Genomic DNA, 21,000 nt, shown 5'->3' with positions numbered 1-21,000 from the left:
CCAACAAAGAACTGAGCTAAAAAACAAATCTGACAAACACGTTAAACGAACATCCAAATAATCCCAAAACCAAAAGGAAGCCAATAAAAATCAACTTCCTTTTTAAATCATAATTAAAAAAATATTATCCACACTTAGAAGACCCACAATCTTTACAGGTTAAGCAGCCTTCTTGGTATATTAAATTCTCAGATTTACAATTATCACAGGTATGCCCTTTTACTTGGGTGCCATCTTCCACATAACGCTTTAAGGCACGAACCACGCCATTTTTCCATGTATTGATGGATTCGCTATCCAGTTGTAAACTATTGATTAAATCCACTATTTTATCAATGGGCATGCCATGACGTAACGTACTTGAAATGAGTTTGGCGTAGTTCCAATATTCTGGATTAAACTTATGCGATAAGCCTTCAATGGTGGTTTTATAGCCTCGTATGTTTTTATATTGAAAGTCGTATCGGGATGTACCGTCCTCATTTCTATTTTTAATGATAACGCCTTCATTCACCCAACGTGGTATTAAAATACCATCTTCATCATCAGCCAAACCCGTAAAAATTTCATAGGGTTTGCCTTCTATCAAACCGATAAACGCGATCCATTTTTCTTTGTTATTTTGAAAACGAACCACATCGGCATCCAAACTCTCTGGACGTTTTCTAGGAAATGGCGTTAGTATATTTTGATTCTTATCTTCTTTATCATCATTGGCAATTAACACACCCGAACGCGAGCCATCCCTGTAAACGGTAACCCCTTTGCAACCGACTTCCCAAGCTTTTAAATAAAGCTCACCAACAAGTTCTTCTGTCGCATCGCTTGGCAAATTAATGGTTACGCTGATGGAATGATCTACCCATTTTTGAATGGCACCTTGCATACGGACTTTACTCAACCAATCCACATCATTAGACGTGGCTTTGTGGTAAGGCGATTTTTTGATTAATTTATTGATTTCCTTTTGGGAATAATTAACGGACGTGTCCATGCCATTCACTTCCATCCATTGTTTAAAACGCTGATGAAACACCACGTATTCTTCCCATGAATCTCCTACTTCATCCACAAAGTCAACGCGGGCATCTTTATCGCCGGGGTTTACTTTGCGTCTTCGTTTGTAAACTGGTAAAAAAACCGGTTCTATACCAGAAGTGGTTTGCGTCATTAAACTGGTGGTTCCTGTGGGTGCAATGGTTAACAAGGCAATGTTTCGTCTGCCATACTCCAGCATATCGTAATACAATTTACTATCCGCTTCTTTCAATCGTTGAATAAACGGATTATTTTTTTCACGTTCTGAATCATAAACCAAAAAGGCACCTCGCTCTTTCGCTAAATTTACAGAACCTCTATATGCCTCCATAGCAATGGTTTTATGCACTTCCAAAGAAAACGCATTACCAGTTTCGCTACCATATTGAATGCCTAAAGCGGCCAACATATCACCTTCCGCAGTGATGCCAATACCTGTTCTCCTCCCTTCTTGGGCTTTCTTTTTAATGTTTATCCATAAATTCCGTTCAGTAGCTTTTATCTCATCCAATTCTGGGTCGGCATCAATTTTATCTAAAATAGCATCGATTTTTTCCAATTCCAAATCGATGATATCATCCATCATACGTTGCGCTGCGGCGATGTGTTTTTTGAATAACTCGAAGTCAAAACTAGCGTCTTTTGTAAACGGATTATCAACATACGAAAACAAATTGATTGCCAATAAACGGCAAGAATCGTAAGGACACAACGGAATTTCACCACAGGGGTTGGTGGATACGGTTTTAAAACCCAAATCCGCGTAACAATCCGGAATGGATTCATTGATGATGGTATCCCAAAACAAAATGCCGGGTTCGGCAGATTTCCATGCGTTATGCACAATCTTTTTCCATAACGCTTTGGCTTCAATGGTTTTTGATACTTTGGGATTGCTGCTGAAAATGGGATATTTTTGAACATACTCCGTACCATTTTTAACGGCTTCCATAAACGCATCGTCTATTCTAACGGAGACATTGGCACCAGTTACTTTGCCTTGTTCCAGCTTCGCATCAATAAAATCCTCGGAATCAGGATGGTTAATGGATACGGAAAGCATTAAAGCCCCTCGCCTACCATCTTGCGCTACCTCCCTTGTGGAATTGGAGTAGCGTTCCATAAAAGGCACAATACCTGTGGAAGTCAGTGCCGAATTATTAACCGCAGAACCTTTGGGTCGAATGTGTGATAAATCGTGACCGACACCTCCTCTGCGCTTCATAAGTTGTACCTGTTCTTGGTCAATTTTCATCACGCCACCATACGAATCGGAATTCCCCGAATTCCCAATAACAAAACAATTGGAAAGCGAGGCTATTTGAAACGGATTTCCAATACCCGCCATCGGGCTACCTTGCGGAACGATGTATTTAAAATCTTTGATTAAATCGAAAATCTCGTTTTCAGACAATGGATTGGGATAATTTACCTCAACTCTTGCTATTTCTTTAGCGATACGGCGATGCATATCGTTTGGCGTTAACTCGTAGATATGTCCTTGGGAATCCTTTAAGGCATATTTATTCAACCAAACACGAGCGGCTAGGTCGTCGTTATTAAAATAGGCTAGCGAAGCGTTAAAAGCTTCATCTTGCGTGTACGTTTTAAGTGGGGCTTTGGTGAGGTTTAAATTCATTGTTATTTAAAATTTAGGTTTTTGCAGTAACCATAAAATAACAAAAAAAATCAAACATAAAACATGACAAATATCATGAAGTTATCAATACACAACTGTTAATAATTTGATTTTCAATAAATTAAAATCTTATCAACATCAAAAAGTTAACAAATTTATTAAATAACAAAAAAATTGAAATTTAAAAATCGACTGCAAAGCCAATACCCAAGAATTGTTTCCATTGCACTTTAGCGCCCGCTTCATCAAACTCACCTTCAACCGTTGCTGATGGTACGGTTGTTTTGACGTCATCATCATATTTTAGGTGCGACTCTAAAGTTGCCCTCACAAAACTATTGACCTTAAAGTTCAAATTCATTTGCCAATCAACATCGATGTTTCCAAAATTATTTATGTAATCTGAATACACACTTACAAGATTTTTCGCAATAATATTTTGGGCAATTTCCATTTGATAACTATTGGTTATTAAAATACCCGCCTCAGTTCTAGAATGTTCTCCTGGTATAATAACGTTTCCATCCACGTCCAAAACTGCTGGTGTCACTCCAAACTTACCGGCATTAGCTAAATTATCGTCTAAAACAAAGGTGGCTTTTAGGGTGATTGGCGATAAATAGAGGGACAATTCATCAATATTACGACCGTATTCCATACCGCCTCCAAAAAACAAATAGCCTGGTGCCATAAATTTGGATATGGGTCTACTTGTATTTGGATATTGGTACCCTTCGGCAAATTGGGTCTTAAAATTAAAACGAGCTGAATAAAACCAATTAGATTTTTCGTTAGGGCTAAATCCAAAATTCGAATTTACATCAATAACATCCGTAGTTTTTCTGGCCTCTCTTCCTTGTTGTCCATTTACACCATAACCAGCCACCAAACTATTCTTCCAGAAAAAATATTTATCTGAATAATTATAAGAAAATTGATAGCCTACCAAAGCAGATATGGAGTTGCTCCCTCCTGCATTCCAATTTACGAAGGTGACTTCATTTAAGTCTATACTAAACTTATTCTTTTGAATCCATTCAGGTCCTTTTTCTTTTTCCTCTTTATTTTTTAAAAACAATGAATCTGGTTGGGCAATTGCGACATTGAATAGTAAGCAAAATAAAATAAAAAAAATATTCTTCATGATTGGTTATGAATCTTTTGTCTGCTAAAACAAATAGTAAATTTTGATTTTAAAAATTATTATTATTTTCCTCAAAAATCGTTCGGTCTCTGCGTCACTAATAAAAATTTAGTAACTAAACTCCCCAAACTCACTTTTTATTGTAAGCTTTTTAATTTTTGAATCCTCAACACGACCTATGATTTTAGCATCGACATTGAAGGATTTGGAGATGGAAATAATATCATTGGCTATTTGGGGAGAAACATATAATTCCATTCTATGCCCACAATTAAAAACCTGATACATTTCTTTCCAATCGGTTTTAGATTGCTCTTGAATGAGTTTAAACAATGGCGGCACAGGAAATAAATTGTCTTTTACAATATGAAACCGATCTATAAAATGAAGGATTTTTGTTTGAGCACCTCCAGAACAGTGGACCATGCCATGAATATCTTTACCATTATATTTTGATAAGATTTTTTTAATGATGGGCGCATAGGTTCTTGTTGGCGATAATACCAATTTGCCAGCATCTATTGGTGAATCTTTAACCGAATCTGTTAATGCCATGTGCCCCGAATACACCAACTCCTCAGGAACAGATGCATCAAAACTTTCAGGATATTTTTGTGCTAAATATTTGCCGAACACATCATGACGAGCAGAGGTTAAACCATTACTTCCCATTCCTCCATTATATGAGGTTTCATAAGTAGCTTGTCCGAAACTCTCCAAACCAACAATAACATCACCTGCTTTAATATTGGCATTATCAATCACATCGCTGCGTTTCATTCTGGCGGTTACGGTAGAATCTACAATAATGGTTCTAACCAAATCGCCTACATCAGCTGTTTCCCCACCAGTGGAATGAATGGTCACGCCAAAGGTTTTTAATTCTGAAATCAGCGCTTCAGTTCCATTAATGATAGCTGAAATAATCTCGCCAGGAATCAGGTTTTTATTCCTTCCAATGGTTGAAGATAATATGATATTATCGGTAGCACCAACGCATAATAAATCATCTATATTCATGATTAAGGCATCTTGCGCAATGCCTTTCCAAACAGAGATATCACCCGTTTCTTTCCAATACATATACGCTAAAGATGATTTTGTTCCCGCACCATCGGCGTGCATAATCAAACAGTAATTGTCATCATTTGTTAAATAATCGGGAACGATTTTGCAGAATGCTTTTGGAAACAACCCTTTATCGATATTTTTTATAGCATTGTGAACATCTTCTTTTGATGCCGAAACACCACGTCCTGCATAACGCTTACTTACTTCTTGACTCATAATATGGTATTGTGCTGCAAATTTAATTTTTTGAATTAAAAAATCCCGCTTTTTCAAGCAGGATTTTCCAAATGATATGAACTATCTAGTGAACATGAGTTCCCTATATTTTGTTAACGGCCAAATTTCGTCATCCACAAGCAACTCCAATTTATCACAATGGTATCGGATGTCATCAAACAAAGGTTTTACATTAAAGCAATATGCATGTGCTCTCTTTTCGATGTCCTGCATGTTATTAGCTTTCTTACGCTCATTCGTCATTTTCGTAACATTCGCGTTGATGCTCTCTATATGCGTGGATATTTCTTCGATGAGCACCAGTTGTTCTTTAGCCAACTTCTTATAATTATCTTCAAAAATATCTTTTAGGCCTTTCACATTATCAATTAAAATATTTTGGTATTTCACGGCTGTTGGCACAACGTGGTTACGCGCTATATCCCCTAAAACCCGACTTTCAATTTGAATATGGTTGATATAATCTTCCATCTCAACTTCATAACGTGCTTCCATTTCCACCTTACTCATTACTTCCATTTCTTCAAATAAAGCAATCGTTTTTTTAGAAATCTTGGCTTTTAAAGCTTCTGGAGTGGTTTTATTATTACTCAAACCTCTCTTTTTAGCTTCCTTTTCCCAAGCGTCACTATAACCGTTACCTTCAAACAATATATCTTTCAATCCTTTAATGTATTCCCTTAAAATATTGAAAATGGCTTCATCTTTCTTCAATCCTTTACCATCAATAAGCGCATCTACTTCCACCTTAAAATCCTTTAATTGTTTGGCGACGATGGTATTTAAAATGGTCATTGGGTTGGCGCAATTGGCTTGCGAACCTACGGCTCTAAATTCGAATTTATTCCCTGTAAACGCAAATGGCGACGTTCTATTTCTATCGGTATTATCCAATAAAACATCAGGAATTTTTCCAATGACATTAAGTTTTAAATCCGTTTTTTCTTCTGGGGAAAGTTTTCCTTTGGTAACACCTTCAAGCTCTTCCAGAACCTTCGTTAATTGTTCGCCAATGAATACGGACATGATAGCAGGAGGCGCTTCGTTGGCACCCAATCTGTGGTCATTTCCAGCAGAAGCAATAGTCGCTCGCAAAAGTTCCTCGTTTTCATGAACCGCTTTAATAGTGTTCACAAAAAAGGTCAAGAATTGCAGATTACTCATAGGTGTTTTTCCCGGACCTAAAAGATTGATTCCTGTATCTGTTGACAATGACCAATTGTTGTGTTTACCAGAACCATTCACTCCTGCAAATGGTTTTTCGTGTAATAATATTTTAAAATTATGCCTAGAAGCCACACGTCCCATGATATCCATTAATAATGAATTATGATCGACTGCTAAATTTGCTTCTTCATAAATAGGCGCTAATTCAAATTGATTTGGAGCCACTTCATTATGACGCGTTTTTGCTGGAATACCCAAATACATACATTCAATTTCTAAATCACGCATAAAATTCAAGGCCCTATTGGGAATGGAGCCAAAATAATGATCATCCAATTGTTGTCCTTTTGCAGAAGTATGCCCAAGCAATGTTCTTCCTGTTAAAATGATATCTGGACGACTGGCAACCAAAGCTTTGTCTATTAGAAAATATTCCTGTTCCCAACCTAAAGACGAAGTGACTTTTCTAACATTTTTATCAAAATATTTACATACTTCGGTAGCTGCACTATCAATCGCTTGTAACGCCCTTAACAAAGGTGTTTTATAATCCAATGCCTCACCTGTATAAGCCACAAATATGGTTGGAATACAAAGTGTTTTTCCATAGATAAAGGCGGGAGATGTTGGGTCCCAAGCCGTGTAACCCCTTGCTTCAAATGTATTTCTAATACCACCACTTGGAAAACTAGACGCATCTGGTTCTTGTTGCACCAATTGGCTTCCACCAAATTTCTCAACAGACATGCCGTCATCTACTGTTTCAAAAAAAGCATCATGCTTTTCTGCGGTTGCTCCAGTTAACGGTTGAAACCAATGTGTATAATGGGTAACCCCTTTAGACAATGCCCAATCACGCATGGAAGATGCTACTTGGTCTGCAATATTTCTATCGATTTTTTTTCCATGTTTTATAGCATTCATAACACCATTAAAAGCATCTTTTGTTAAATATTGCCGCATGGCAGTTTCGTTGAAAACATTTTTACCAAATATATCTGAACGACGTTCTTTCTCTTCTACTAGAATTGGTCTATTTGCAAGTGATTCTTTAATAGCGTGAAACCTTAATATTGACATAGTTTTAAATTATTAATTATGTTTTAAAAGCATGATGCTTAACTACAAAAATAAGCATCAAAGTCTGTAAAAAATAATTAAAATAGAAAATTTCTTATTATCAAAAAATGTTCTGTTAACATTTTTATAATATAAATATAAAATAATAATGTTTTTTTAAAATATACCGTAAAAAAATGGGGTTTAAATAAAAATAACATCGTATTTCATTAAAACCACCCTATAAAATGGTAAGTATTACTTAAAAATTTATATTTGTGACAATATCTAATAACTACAAAATTATTATTATTATGGCAAAAATTAAATTAGAATACATTTGGTTAGACGGTTATTATCCAACTCAGAACATGAGAAGTAAAACCAAAGTAGAAGAGCATGAAAACTTTAAAGGAACTCTTGAAGAAATTGGAAACTGGTCTTTTGACGGATCTTCAACAAGACAAGCAGAAGGCGGATCTTCTGACTGTACTTTAGTTCCTGTTGCTATTTACCCAGATCCTGAACGTGTTAATGGTTGGTTAGTAATGACCGAAGTATACAATGCCGACGGAACACCTCACGTATCTAACGGTAGAGCAACTATTGATGATGCTGATGATGATTTCTGGTTTGGTTTTGAGCAAGAGTATTTTATAATGGATACTGCAACACAGTTGCCTTTAGGTTTCCCTGTTGGTGGTTATCCAAAACCTCAAGGCATGTACTACTGCTCTGTTGGCGGTTTAAATACACACGGTAGGGATTTAGTAGAAGAGCATGCCGATTTATGTATCCAAGCAGGTTTAAACTTTGAAGGTATCAACCAAGAAGTTGCTTGTGGACAATGGGAATTCCAATTGTTTGCTAAAGGTGCCAAATTAGCAGGTGACGAATTATGGATTGCTAGATATTTATTGGACAGACTTACTGAAAAATACGGTTACTATATTGAATACCACCCAAAACCACTTGGAAAAGACATGGATTGGAATGGTTCTGGTATGCACGCCAACTTCTCTAACTCAACATTAAGAACTTGTGGTTCTAGAGAAGTTTATGAGAAAATATGCGAAGCTTTCCGCCCATTCGTAAAAGAGCATATTGAAGTTTATGGTGAGTTTAACGACCAACGTTTAACAGGAAAACACGAAACAGCTTCCATCAATGATTTCTCTTATGGAGTATCAGATCGTGGTGCATCAATCCGTATCCCATTAATTACAGTAAATAGAGGCTGGAAAGGTTGGTTAGAAGATAGACGTCCTGCTTCAAATGGAGATCCTTACAAAATTGCAGCTAGAATTATCAAAACTGTAAAATCTGCTAAGATTTAATCAGTTTAAAATAGAATTTTGTTCATAATAAAGAAGGCTTACAGTAACATGTAAGCCTTCTTTATTTTTAAGAGGTTTCAACCAATACTATTAAGAAGTAAAAATCAAATACATAAAAACACCATAAACAGCAACTAATAATAATCCTTTAAGATTATTGATTTCAAATTTTTTAGGGATAAAAACTAATGGAATCAATATTAATGCAATTCCAATCATCCAAAAAATATCTCTGGAAAGAATTAATGATTCGGTAACAGGAATCGGTCTAATCATCGCTGTTAAACCTAAAACTGAGGAAATATTAAATATATTAGACCCAATTAAATTTCCCAAAGAAATAGCTTTTTCCTTTTTGGCCGCTGCAATAATCGATGCTGCCAATTCAGGAACGCTTGTACCAATAGCAATTAAGGATACACCAATAACTGCTTCACTAACACCAAACATTAATGCCAGGTCTTTAGCGCCAGTAACTAGCCATTCGCTACCAAAATATAATGCCGCAGCCCCAATAAGCAACCAAAGAATGATTTTAAAATTTGATATCGTAGATAAAGATTCATCTACTTCCTTTGGCATTTCTGTTGACACTTCATGTTTTTTTGCTTTTTTAATCAATACTACTATAAAAATTATTAAACCCATAAATAATATAGCGCCCTCTATAAAGGATAGTTTATTGTCATTATAAAGAAAATAGTATAATATCAATGAAATCACCATCATTGCAGGCCAATTAAGTTTATAAAATAATCTATCTACTGCAATGGGACTTACCAACGCTGTAATACCTAAAACCAAACCTATATTCGCAATATTAGAACCAATAACATTGTTTAGCGCAATTGCGGGTGAACCAGATAATGCTGCTTGAAGACTTACCAATAATTCTGGAGCCGACGTGGCAAAAGACACCACCGTCATACCAATCACCATTTTTGATATATTGAACTTAAATGATATGGCCACAGAAGATTTAACCAAAAACTCCCCTCCTATTACCAATAAAGTAAACCCAAGAAGCACGAAAACAATACTCATAATAATTTTTTTTGCTAATATAACTGAAAGTGAAAAGGTTTAAAATGAAAAGTGAAAGGTTTTTAAAAAACTAAAATTTTCGTTAAATAACTAAACTAATAGTTGTATAACTATAAAAATAGTTATATGTTTGTTTAAATCAATTTGACAATGGAAAAGCTCACAAACAAAGAAGAAGAAATTATGCATATTTTATGGAAACTTGAAAAAGGATTTGTAAAAGATGTGATGGCAGAAATTAAAGATGATCAACCTCATTATAACACCTTATCAACTATCATAAGGAATTTAGAAGAGAAAGGATACGTTGGCCATACCGCTTATGGTAAAACGCACCAATACCACCCTATTGTTAGTAAGGAAACCTATAGAAAAGGATTTATGAATACGGCCATTGATAATTATTTCAATAATTCCTATAAAAATATGGTGTCGTTTTTCGCTAAGGAAGAAAAGATTAGTGTTGAGGAACTTAAAGAAATCATTGCACTCATAGAAAACCAAAAATGATATGGAATATCTACTAAAAGTAACGGCGGTTGTCACCATATTTTATATCAACTATAAGGTATTCTTACAGCGTGACACCTTTTTTGAATCGAACCGATGGTTTTTAATAATCGGACTCATAGCTTCGTTGCTGATTCCGTTTTTGGTCATTCCTATTTATATTGAATATACGCCAGTAGTGTTTGACAATGTTACAATAAACGGGCAAGTTGTAACCGACACCGTTGAAAAACCTTTTAATATTTTAGATTATTTACCTCTTATTTATGGCTTAGGTGTGGTGTTTTTTTCAACGCGCTTTTTCATTCAATTATTTTCATTAATTAAAATTATCCATAAAAATAAGGGCATTAAAAAAGAGCGTTTTGTTTTTATTGAAACACAAAACAGCACGTCTCCATTTTCATTTTTTAAATGGATTGTTTACAATCCTGAAACATTCAGCCAAACAGAACTAGAGCATATTATTGAACACGAAAAAACCCATGCCAAGCAATACCATTCTATAGATATTTTAATAACCCAATTATTTTGCGTTCTACTTTGGTTCAATCCGTTTATATGGCTTTATAATAAAGATTTAAAACAAAACCTAGAGTTTATAGCAGACAAACGCACCTTAAACCAATACAATTGCAAAAAAAGTTACCAATACACCTTGCTTAAAACAAGCATGCCATCTCATCAAATGGCTTTAAGCAATCATTTTTATAATTCATTAATCAAAAAACGAATCGTTATGTTACACAAATCAAAATCTAAAAAAATCAATCAATTAAAGTATGCACTCGTCATTCCTATTGTTGCCCTGTTTTTAATGGGCTTTAATACGGAAGACATTTATGTTGAAAAACAAAATCCTGCTCAAAATAACTCAATAATAAACTCAGCTGAAAAACTAAATGACGCTAATACTTATTATATTCTTGACACTCAAAAAGACAGCGATTTTGAAAGTATGAAAAATCATTTCGCAACCAAAGAATATTTTTTTGAGATTAGTAATTTAAAACGTACTGAAACTGGATTAATAACAGGAATTACTATTAGTATAAAAAACGAAACTTCAAGTGCTAATTTTAGCACATCTTCAATTCTACCAATTAAGCCCATAAAAATAATTCTTGATGAAGAAAACAATACTGTTAGCATTGGTAACCTTTCCGATACAGATAAAAAAGTATTGACGGGTTTTCCTTCTCAAGAAAAAGCTTATGAATACAAAATATCAAAGAATTTAAATAACTTGCTTCCAAGTGATGAGTTTAATAAAGCTTTATTAATATTAAACGGTACTGAAGTTAAACTAAATGCCATTAAAGATTTAAATGCTGATGATATTAAAAATTTAAATGTTCTTAAAGGTGAAAAAGCCATAGAAAAATACGGAGAGAAAGGTAAAGACGGTGTTATTGAAATTACAAGCAAAGAAAAAGCTAAAATTGAGGGAAAAATAATGAACAATGTGACAGTTGTTGGATATGGCACAATGTCAGATTCAACTAAAACCATCAGAATCGGACATAAATTGGATGTTGGAAAAGACAAACATCCTTTAGTGATTGTTGATGGCAAAGAATCACCACAAGAAGAATTTGAAAAATTAAATCCAGACAAAATTGAAACCATGACCATTATAAAAGCTGAAAATGCCATAAAAAAATACGGTGATAAAGGTAAAAATGGTGTTATTGAGATTATTAGAAAAGAAAAAACTAAAACCATTGAAGGAAAAACAATTAACGAAGTGACAGTAGCTGGATATGCAGCTAAACCTGATTCTACTCTATCTATTAGAATGAACAATAGAGACTCTGAAAATAAAGGTATAATATATAAAAATTCCAGAATGAAACTTAATGGAAATGCCACTTTAATTCTAGAAAAAGATAAGAATTATCTAATAATTATAAATGGAAAAGAAAAAACATTGAGTGAGGCTACATCATTAATACCAGAAAATATAGAATCAATAAATATACTAGAAGATAAATCAGCTTCAAAAAAATACGGCAAGAAAGCCAAAAACGGGGTTATAGAAATCACTACAAAAAAGTAAATTGCTAGCTATTTTATAATTTTTAGGCACTCCCAAAAGGAGTGCTTTTTTATTTTACAAAAAGATGAGAAATATAAAAAACGTGGTTTTATACACTTTTATGCCCTACGATTTTTAAAAATGCTTCCAAAACGCCCTACAATTATTACACTTTAAAACAACAAACATACCTAATAGTTAATGTTTTAAACTTTAATGTAGATAATAATACAAAAAATGATATTAATATCATTTTTTAACTTACATATTTATATTCAAATTCATCGATTTTAATAAAAGTATAAGGTGTAAATATGGCTAAATATATATCTTCAAACTTCAATTACATATCAAACTCAATTATTAACTATAAAACCTAACATTATGATCACACTTGCCGAACTTGTCATTGAAATTATAATTAAAATTATTTTTTCAATTATTTTCTAAACCAAAAAACAAGTAAAACTTAGTCTAGAATAAGTTTTACTATTTTTGCTTTCATAAGAAGGACTTTAAAATGAAAAAGCAAGTATTCAAGATTTTAGCAAAAATCAACAAACTGGTTTTACCTAGTTACTCTAAAAAACAATTGGATTTAGCTAAAGCCAATAAACTACAAATGACTATAATTGGCTGGCGGTATTTTGTAACAAAAAATGCCCTGGACTGATTTGCTTTTACTTTTTTAAGCACACATTACTTGCATTCATAAAATTATATAACAATCTAAAATAATTCTGTAACCCATAACCTTTTTCTCTATTTTAACTTTGTACCAACATAAACAGAGAAGATATTAGGCTTGTATATGGTTTCTAAAATACAGTTGGGAACATAATGAAATCAAACTGGATTTGAATTTAAAGTCTGGATTTGGATAAAATACATCCTAATAAAAATAAACATTTTAAAACTTAAAATTATGAACACGACAGAATTAAAAGGAAATTGGAAAGAATTAAAAGGTAAATTAAAACAAAAATATGCCAAACTAACTGATGATGATTTGCTAATGGCAGAAGGAAAAGAAGATGAAATGCTTGGCAGACTTCAAGAAAAATTAGGTAAGTCTAAAGAAGAAATACATAAGATAATTTCAGATTTGTAAAAATTAAAAATCTGCCTGAAAGCCAATTTTAATTCTAATAGTTAATTTTGGTTGGTTGGTTAGTGAATTACTATTATGGCTAGTAAGGCAGATTTATAAAATTTATTTTATCTTAACCAAATGAATACAAAAAATACAAACTACCATCCTCTTTTTGGATTACTTACCATCATTACAATTGTATTTATTTTATACATACTAAAGCCGCTTATAATGCCAATTTTATATGCCATTATATTAGCGGTTATGATATATCCCATACAAGAGTTTCTAGAACATAAATGGAGATTCAATCGCTTGTTTGCTACCATATGTTCCCTACTTATCATTTTTTTTGTTACAGCCCTTATTGTAACCCTAATATATTATCAATTAAATAGTATAAGTAATAATGGCGAAGATTATGTAAAAAACATATCCAAAGTCTATTATAATATTATTGAATTCTTCCAAAAAACCTTTAATATGAATAGCAGGGACACCCTATTCTCAAGAGACTTAAAAATAGAGAATATATTAAAAGGTAACTTTGATAAAATTGGCGAGTTCATTTCGCAATCTGGATCTTTAATCAGTAATCTTGTATTAATACCTATTTACTTGTTCTTCTTTTTGTATTACAGACGTTTTTTAAGGGTTTTCTGCTATAAAGTATTTAGAAACAAATCCAAAGCTTTTTTAAACAAAATAATTGGAAAAATATATAGCATTCAACAAAACTATTTAGTTGGATTGATCAAGGTAATATTTATTGTTGGTGTATTAAATACCGCTGGGTTGCTTATTTTAGGAATAGATCATGCCATATTTTTTGGTTTTTTTGCAGCCATTTTATTATTAATACCCTATATTGGTATTTTAATAGGTTCCTTAATTCCTGCCGTTGTTGCCCTAGCAACCAAGGATAGTGCTTGGTATGCCTTTGGGGTTATCGCCATATTTATGTTTATACAATTTTTAGAAGGTAATTTTATAACACCTAAAATAACCGGCTCTAAAGTGAGTATTAATGCGTTTATTGCCATACTTTCATTTATCGTTTTTTCAATGCTTTGGGGCATTGCAGGCATGATTGTGGCTTTACCCATTACGGCTACTTTAAAAATAATCTTTGACAATACACCAGGTTATCACGCCTACGGATTTTTAATAGGCGACCCAATTGATAGTCATCTACGGGGAAGGGCAAGAACTAGATTAAAAAAATGGAAAGAAATAAGAAGTAAAACTAGTACTTAAAGGTAATTTTGATTGGTGTGCCTCCAAAATATTTAAGTCCCAGAAACCTTTTGAATATTCTGATGCAAATTTGTGGATAAATAGTTCTAAATTTACAAGACAAATAGTTCATATGAAATTACATTTAAAGTTTGATTTTAATGCCTTATGCAGAAAAGTCTTGGATGAAAAATTACTGGAACATAATATAAAACACAAAGTTGTTGGTTTTGGTGAAGTAGAACTTTTAGAAAAACTATCAGAAGATAGACTACAAAAGCTCTCTGATGATTTAAATGAATATTGCATTGAAATTGTTGAAAATCAGAAAAGCATATTGGTACAAAAAATAAAAGATGCTATCACAGATATGGTTTTTAACGATGACGCGAACATTAACGTGAAAGCATCTGCATACTTATCGGATGCTTTAGGGCATAGTTATGGATATCTGTCCAATCTTTTTTCTGAAGTCACTCATACATCCATTGAAAATTTCATTATTCTTCAAAAAATAGAATATACCAAGCAGTTAATAATAAATGAAAACTTAAGTTTAACTGAAATTGCATTTAAACTCAACTATTCTAGCGTTGCGCATTTAAGTACTCAATTTAAAAATACCACAGGCATTACGCCATCTGCATTTCAACGTATTATTACTAAAAGACGGGAATTAAACCTGAACCAAACCAACTAAACGTATGCAAGAAGATTATATAAATATCATATTGGCTGATGATGATGCAGATGATCGTTTATTTTTTACTGATGCCTTCGAGGAACTAAAAATAAACACAAGGGTAAAAACATTTAATGATGGTGTTTATTTAATGGATTATTTAAATACAGAAAACTGCGTATTACCAAACGTGCTGTTTTTAGATTTGAATATGCCTAGAAAATCTGGATTGGAGTGCCTAAGAGAGTTAAAGAAATTTGATAAATTCAATGATATTGCCATTGCTATTTATTCAACCTCAGCATCAGAAGAAGATATTGAAAAAACATTTATTATGGGTGCAAACATCTACATTAAAAAACCCAACGATTTTAAAACGCTCAAAAAAGTATTACAAGAAGTTGTTACCATTAATTGGCAATATTATACAAATGGCTTGAACAAGGACAACTTCCTTTTAAGATTATAAAATTATGCCCGCTAGAATATTTAAAAAATCTTGGTTAATTAAAAGTATTTTTTTTATATCTGCTTTTATAATTCTAGTAATTGGTGGAACAACCTATAAAAAAATAGAAGATTTATCTCAATCTTCAGCCTTACTAACTCAAACCTATAAGGTAAATGTTGAGTTAGAAAAAATATTTTCCCATTTAAAAGATGCAGAAACTGGACAACGAGGGTTTATAATAACAAACGACCCCATTTACCTTGATCCATACAATGTTGGAAGGGAAAATATTAATTCCAGTTATGCTGAACTAAAAGTACTCGGCAAGGACAATATAGCCTTGCAAAACAATCTAAGAGAACTTAATATTCTGATAGATAAGCGCATGGAGTATTTTGAAAAAGCCTTTAGATTTTCTTCTGTTGGAAATTATAATGATGAAAACTTCAAGGAAAATTTTTATAATGGAAAAAAATTGATGGATACAATCAGGGTTAAAATCAAAGGAATGATTGACTCTGAAAATGAATTGCTACGAAAAAGGCAACAAACATACGAGTCTAATTTAAAAGTTACGCCCATGTTTTTGTACATGGTGCTGCTACTATCTTTAGTGCTCATGTTTATAACTTATAGCAAGATTATTCGTGACTTAAAAAAGATTAAAGCTGCCAATGAGCAATTAGAAATTTTTAAGGAATCTACAAAGCAATCCGAAATTATTGGGCAACAGGGCAACTGGATTTGGGACATAGAAGAAAGCGCTTTTACCTATTCTGACAATTTATACAGACTGCTAGGGGAAGAACCGCAATCATTTACACCAACATTAGATAATTTTTTAAATTTTGTACATCCTGAAGATGTAGAAAAATTACAAAAAGATGTTGATAAAATGATGATAAATGAAGATCTCCCTTTTATATATTATAGAATCATTCAAAAAAATGGCACCATAAGGCACTTCAAAGCTTGTGCAAAACTACATAGAAACTTAGATGGCAAAAAACAACTTTTAGGAATAACTACCGACATTACAAACGAAATTGAACACTTTAAAACTCTAGAAGAACGTAATTTAGAACTGGAACGAAACAATAAAGAACTCTCGGCATTTAACTATGTTGCCAGCCACGATTTACAAGAACCATTAAGGAAAATACAAACATTTTTGTCCAGACTCGAAGATAAAGAATCTAGTAAACTGTCTGAAACTGGAATATTATATATAGACCGAATAAAAAATGCAGCCACCAGAATGCGGTTGTTAATTGATGATTTATTGCAATTTTCAAGAACCAATAAGTCCGACAAAGCGTTTGAACTGGTTGATATTAATATATTGTTGGAAAACGCAAAACAAGATTTAGCAGAATTAATATCCGAAGAAAATGCCATTATTACTTCAAACAAACTTCCAACAATTAATGTCATTCCTTTTCAAATACAACAACTGTTTTCAAACCTGATAAGTAATTCCTTAAAATATAAATCGAAGGACAGAATTCCTGAAATACGTATTGTTTATAGTAAAATAAAAGCTTCGGAAGAACCTCAAATATCAAACCCGAAAAAACCTTACTACCATAAAATCACGTTTACAGATAATGGTATTGGGTTTGATAATGAATATGCCGAAAACATTTTTGTGCTGTTTAACCGCCTTCACAATAAAGATGAATACTCGGGCACAGGCATAGGGCTATCCATTTGTAAAAAAATAGTTGAAAACCATCAAGGATTCATCTTTGGAAGCGGCAAACCAAATGCTGGTGCAACATTTACCATTTACCTCCCTTTCATATAAAATTCCGTTTTATTTCAACCTAATCCTAAATAGAAACAAATCTATTTAAAGGTTATTATTCCTTTTTATATTTTCTTCAACACAGCTATATTGAAATATTGTAACCATACTGCATAATACTGTAACATAAAAAGTTACATCCCATCGCATCTTTGGAATATACTTATTTAACAACCTATCAATTAGATAAATGTAAATTCTATAAGTATTGTAAAAAATGTTATAACACAAAAAGCACCATACCATTGCATCTTTGTGTAGCGATGTAAAAGAGAAAAAAAATGAAATTTAAAAACATGCTGAAACTGATGCTGTTGTTGGTGTTTGCAACCCCTGTGTTAATTTCTTGTAATTACATTTTAGAAAACAACAAACGCAAAAAGGACATTGTAAGTGACATACAAACTAAAATAAACACATACAAAAAAGAAGCTGAGTTGTTGCTTAGGGTTTCAAGAAACAATTTAGATATTATAGAATTATGTGAAGCCATAAAGCATGTTGATACTCTAAAAAACGTAGCACAGTTAACCGAAAGATTAGAAAAAACGCACTTTGAAATATCGAAAAATTACAACAAACTAGCAGAAGATAAACTTATTTCCATACCAACCTATATAAGTATAAACAATGCGTTTGAATTTAGAGATGATGATAATCATGCGTTTATAGAAAAAAAGTTGAAGCAAATTTTAAACAAAACAGAAACACAAATACAGTTGCTAAATACTTTAGGAAAAACAACCAATAATGTGGAATTTAAAGTTTTAGCAATTAAAGACACCCATACGTTAAAATCTAACATAAATAAGATAGAAGATACTTTAAATAGATTAAACCAAGAAGCTCAAGAGATTTAAATACTAAAAATTAATGTCATGAAAAAGTCAATAATAGCATCAAGTATAGCGGCATCGAGTATGTTGTATTCAAACTCTATGACAGCAGCAAATAAGAAAAATGATATAGAGCAAAACAATAAAACCATACAGGTTTATAAATGGAATATCGAAACAGAACTCGGAACTTTTACTGGAACCTGTTTAAGCATGGACGATGTAAATCAGGAAATAGCACTGCTTACAAACAATGCAAAAATTCTTAAAAAAAACATCATACCAATGTCTTTAATCAGTGAAAATTTAGAAAATAAAATTTACACCTGGAACGTAATAACCAATTCTGGTCATGCCTCTGGTGTATCGATAAGCTTAGAAGAAGCAATTAGAGTAATAAATTCATTTGGAAATTCCGAGGAGGTAAAATCTAATATAGATGAATCATTTACCACATTAAAATAATTATTAACCATTAAAATTCAATATTATGAGAAGTTTATTATACATCATCGCAGTCATCTTAGTAATCGGTTGGGCATTTGGAGTATTTGTTTACAGTGCAACCGGATTGATCCATATTCTATTGGTCATAGCAGTAATTGCTATTCTACTAAGATTAATAGGCGGTAAAGGGATCTAAAAATTAAAGATTAAAATAATAGTAATAATTAAAATTAAAAGAAATGAAAACACGTAACACAGTATTAGGCCTTTTAGCAGGCATCGCAGTAGGAGCAGCACTAGGCGTTTTATTAGCCCCAGACAAAGGTGAAAACACTCGAAAAAAAATCGTAGGAAAAAGCAAAGAAGCTAAAGATAAACTAAAAAAAGGTTTTGATGATTTTTTAGATACCGTTTCAGATAAATACAGCTCTATAAAAGAAGATGGAGAAGAATTGCTGAACAGAGGAAAAGAAGAAGCAAAAGAAAAAATGAAAAAAGCTTAATACGTATTAAATGGAAACCACAGCCAAGCATATAGAATCACTTTATAATAAAGTTAAAGAATATACCGAAACTAGTGTAGAGCTATACAAATTTCATGCTATAGACGTCACAGCAGATGTTGTTTCGTCTTTAGTATCAAGGATAGCAATAGTTTTAGCTTTTTCTTTATTTACTCTGTTCGTAAATATTGCCATTAGTTTATTAATTGGCAAATTATTAGGGGCTTATTACTTAGGATTTTTAATTGTCTCTGGTTTCTATTTGATTATTACCATAATTATCTATTTTTTCAATGATAGGTTAATTAAAGCACCTATCACAGATCTGGTAATTGCAAAATTAATGAAACCAAGAAAACCTGAATTTGTAGAATCCAATACTGAAGAAAATGAAAAATTATAGTAAGCAAAGTCAGCTTTTGGATGCCAAAATTCTAGCCCTAGAATACAAACAAAAAATAAAAAACAGGGAGCTAAAAGAACAATTAAACATTACTTATCAAGAATTAAGACCTTCAAGATTACTAAATAGAGCTTTAAACGATATTAAAGAAGAACCCCAACTTAAAGGCAACATACTAGAATCAATACTTAGTTTGGCAGGAGGTTATTTCTCCAAAAGAATCATAGTAGGTAAATCAAATTCAATATTCAAAAATTTGCTTGGTTACGGTATACAATACCTCGCAACAAAAATAATTTCAAAAAACATTAAACATTAAAATTATGAAAACAATAAAATTAACAATCGGAATCTGCTCATTAGCCTTATTATTTGCATCATGTAAAGATGAAAAAGCAGAGATGGCAAAACAAAACGTCCAAGAATATACGAACTATGTAGATTCTGTAGCAACTCTAGAGTATGCAAAAGCCTATTCTAATTGGGAAAGCATTGAAAATGGATATAATAACCATAAATCCATCGCAAGTGTAACCATTAATGATACCGAAGAAAAAGCCACATTACAAGAAAATCTAGATGATGCCACTTTAAAATATGAAACTTATAAAACAACCCTGCTTGCCGAGAAAGAAAAAGAAGATATACGTACTAGTAAAAGTAATTTCAGGAAAACGCTTTTAGGACCAAATTATAATGACAGTGGCGATATGGCATTTGAATGGATTAATAAAGACAATATTTTAAATGTTTATCAAACATTTGTTAATACCGTACAAACCAATAAAGACTCATATTCCAGAGAAGATTGGGATGAAATTAAACTATTGTACGAAGCAATTGACACCAGAAAAAATACAGTTGAAAATCAAGGCCTTACTAGCTCTGACAACAGACAAATTGCTGCTCTTAAACTAAAGTTTGCACCAATGTATACCGTAAATAGAATGGGGGCAAAATCGGAAGAAAATGCCGCTGCAAAAGAATAAACTAGTCTCATATTAGCAACTTTACAACCTACTTAATAAATAATTAAAACTTAATAATTAACCCTTAAAATAAAAATTATGTTAAGATGGACCATAACATTCATAATCATTGCAATAATTGCCGGAGTCTTAGGATTTGGCGGTATTGCAGGAGCTTCAGCAGGAATAGCTAAAATACTATTCTTCATATTTATCGTCTTATTTATATTATCACTCATAAGAGGTGGTTTTAGAAGATAATAGAAAAGAAAATCAATAACCTTAAAAAT

General features: G+C 32.5%; 22 protein-coding genes. 17 read left to right on the top strand and 5 right to left on the bottom strand.

What is annotated here, in order from left to right; translation table 11 throughout:
• Positions 1-124: 124 nt before the first annotated feature.
• The 4 genes from CDH50_RS11830 to CDH50_RS11815 all read right to left on the bottom strand — a co-directional run bounded on the left by CDH50_RS11830 (position 125) and on the right by CDH50_RS11815 (position 7,376).
• Positions 125-2,677, bottom strand: coding sequence for an adenosylcobalamin-dependent ribonucleoside-diphosphate reductase (locus CDH50_RS11830; RefSeq protein WP_100612491.1), 2,553 nt, complete (start codon positions 2,675-2,677; stop codon positions 125-127).
• Between the two features lie 181 nt (positions 2,678-2,858).
• Positions 2,859-3,821 (bottom strand): DUF3078 domain-containing protein, encoded by a 963-nt coding sequence (locus tag CDH50_RS11825; protein ID WP_100612490.1) that lies wholly within the window; start codon positions 3,819-3,821, stop codon positions 2,859-2,861.
• A 108-nt stretch (positions 3,822-3,929) separates the two neighbouring features.
• Positions 3,930-5,108, bottom strand: a complete 1,179-nt coding sequence (locus CDH50_RS11820) for an AIR synthase related protein (RefSeq protein WP_100612575.1) — start codon at positions 5,106-5,108, stop codon at positions 3,930-3,932.
• An 81-nt stretch (positions 5,109-5,189) separates the two neighbouring features.
• The gene (locus tag CDH50_RS11815) at positions 5,190-7,376 is read right to left on the bottom strand and encodes a glutamine synthetase III family protein (RefSeq protein ID WP_100612489.1); all 2,187 of its coding nucleotides are present in this window, start codon (positions 7,374-7,376) and stop codon (positions 5,190-5,192) included.
• A 293-nt stretch (positions 7,377-7,669) separates the two neighbouring features.
• Between CDH50_RS11815 and CDH50_RS11810 the strand changes: the two genes are divergently transcribed.
• On the top strand, positions 7,670-8,692 hold the full coding sequence (locus CDH50_RS11810) for a glutamine synthetase beta-grasp domain-containing protein (RefSeq protein WP_100612488.1): 1,023 nt from the start codon (positions 7,670-7,672) through the stop codon (positions 8,690-8,692).
• 90 nt (positions 8,693-8,782) lie between these two features.
• Here the strand turns inward: CDH50_RS11810 and CDH50_RS11805 are convergent, their stop codons facing one another.
• A complete protein-coding gene (locus tag CDH50_RS11805) occupies positions 8,783-9,736 on the bottom strand; it encodes a calcium/sodium antiporter (RefSeq protein ID WP_100612487.1) in 954 nt (317 codons plus the stop codon).
• Positions 9,737-9,886: 150 nt separating this feature from the next.
• On the opposite strand from CDH50_RS11805, the gene CDH50_RS11800 reads away from it, so the two are divergent.
• From CDH50_RS11800 to CDH50_RS11730, 16 genes are all read left to right on the top strand, one after another.
• Positions 9,887-10,246, top strand: a complete 360-nt coding sequence (locus tag CDH50_RS11800; protein ID WP_100612486.1) for a BlaI/MecI/CopY family transcriptional regulator — start codon at positions 9,887-9,889, stop codon at positions 10,244-10,246.
• A gap of 1 nt (position 10,247) precedes the next feature.
• A complete protein-coding gene (locus CDH50_RS11795; RefSeq protein ID WP_100612485.1) occupies positions 10,248-12,305 on the top strand; it encodes a M56 family metallopeptidase in 2,058 nt (685 codons plus the stop codon).
• 499 nt (positions 12,306-12,804) lie between these two features.
• On the top strand, positions 12,805-12,957 hold the full coding sequence (locus CDH50_RS11790) for an SsrA-binding protein (protein ID WP_100612484.1): 153 nt from the start codon (positions 12,805-12,807) through the stop codon (positions 12,955-12,957).
• 252 nt (positions 12,958-13,209) lie between these two features.
• Positions 13,210-13,395 carry a CsbD family protein gene (locus tag CDH50_RS11785; RefSeq protein ID WP_100612483.1) on the top strand — a complete coding sequence of 62 codons (186 nt, stop codon included), beginning with the start codon at positions 13,210-13,212 and terminating at the stop codon, positions 13,393-13,395.
• Between the two features lie 120 nt (positions 13,396-13,515).
• A complete protein-coding gene (locus CDH50_RS11780) occupies positions 13,516-14,634 on the top strand; it encodes an AI-2E family transporter (RefSeq protein ID WP_100612482.1) in 1,119 nt (372 codons plus the stop codon).
• 112 nt (positions 14,635-14,746) lie between these two features.
• Positions 14,747-15,313 carry a helix-turn-helix domain-containing protein gene (locus tag CDH50_RS11775; protein WP_100612481.1) on the top strand — a complete coding sequence of 189 codons (567 nt, stop codon included), beginning with the start codon at positions 14,747-14,749 and terminating at the stop codon, positions 15,311-15,313.
• Between the two features lie 4 nt (positions 15,314-15,317).
• Positions 15,318-15,764 (top strand): response regulator, encoded by a 447-nt coding sequence (locus CDH50_RS11770; RefSeq protein WP_100612480.1) that lies wholly within the window; start codon positions 15,318-15,320, stop codon positions 15,762-15,764.
• 4 nt (positions 15,765-15,768) lie between these two features.
• A complete protein-coding gene (locus CDH50_RS11765) occupies positions 15,769-17,553 on the top strand; it encodes a CHASE3 domain-containing protein (protein ID WP_100612479.1) in 1,785 nt (594 codons plus the stop codon).
• Positions 17,554-17,834: 281 nt separating this feature from the next.
• Entirely contained in the window at positions 17,835-18,413 is a 579-nt protein-coding gene (locus tag CDH50_RS11760; RefSeq protein ID WP_100612478.1) for a hypothetical protein, read from the top strand.
• Between the two features lie 18 nt (positions 18,414-18,431).
• Positions 18,432-18,854, top strand: coding sequence for a hypothetical protein (locus CDH50_RS11755; RefSeq protein WP_157804980.1), 423 nt, complete (start codon positions 18,432-18,434; stop codon positions 18,852-18,854).
• A 25-nt stretch (positions 18,855-18,879) separates the two neighbouring features.
• Positions 18,880-19,032: a lmo0937 family membrane protein gene (locus tag CDH50_RS15120; RefSeq protein WP_157804979.1), complete on the top strand. Its 153-nt coding sequence runs from the start codon at positions 18,880-18,882 to the stop codon at positions 19,030-19,032.
• Positions 19,033-19,075: 43 nt separating this feature from the next.
• The gene (locus tag CDH50_RS11750) at positions 19,076-19,339 is read left to right on the top strand and encodes a YtxH domain-containing protein (protein ID WP_100612476.1); all 264 of its coding nucleotides are present in this window, start codon (positions 19,076-19,078) and stop codon (positions 19,337-19,339) included.
• 10 nt (positions 19,340-19,349) lie between these two features.
• Positions 19,350-19,742: a hypothetical protein gene (locus tag CDH50_RS11745; protein WP_100612475.1), complete on the top strand. Its 393-nt coding sequence runs from the start codon at positions 19,350-19,352 to the stop codon at positions 19,740-19,742.
• The gene (locus CDH50_RS11740) at positions 19,729-20,061 is read left to right on the top strand and encodes a hypothetical protein (protein ID WP_100612474.1); all 333 of its coding nucleotides are present in this window, start codon (positions 19,729-19,731) and stop codon (positions 20,059-20,061) included. The genes CDH50_RS11745 and CDH50_RS11740 overlap by 14 nt, the downstream gene beginning before the upstream one ends.
• A gap of 4 nt (positions 20,062-20,065) precedes the next feature.
• Positions 20,066-20,731, top strand: a complete 666-nt coding sequence (locus tag CDH50_RS11735) for a hypothetical protein (protein WP_100612473.1) — start codon at positions 20,066-20,068, stop codon at positions 20,729-20,731.
• 78 nt (positions 20,732-20,809) lie between these two features.
• The gene (locus CDH50_RS11730; protein ID WP_100612472.1) at positions 20,810-20,971 is read left to right on the top strand and encodes a DUF1328 domain-containing protein; all 162 of its coding nucleotides are present in this window, start codon (positions 20,810-20,812) and stop codon (positions 20,969-20,971) included.
• The last annotated feature ends 29 nt before the right edge of the window (positions 20,972-21,000 follow it).

Origin of the sequence: Confluentibacter lentus, from assembly GCF_002806995.1 — a bacterium.
Taxonomy (GTDB): domain Bacteria; phylum Bacteroidota; class Bacteroidia; order Flavobacteriales; family Flavobacteriaceae; genus Confluentibacter; species Confluentibacter lentus.
This window is presented reverse-complemented; position numbering and strand designations above follow the sequence as displayed.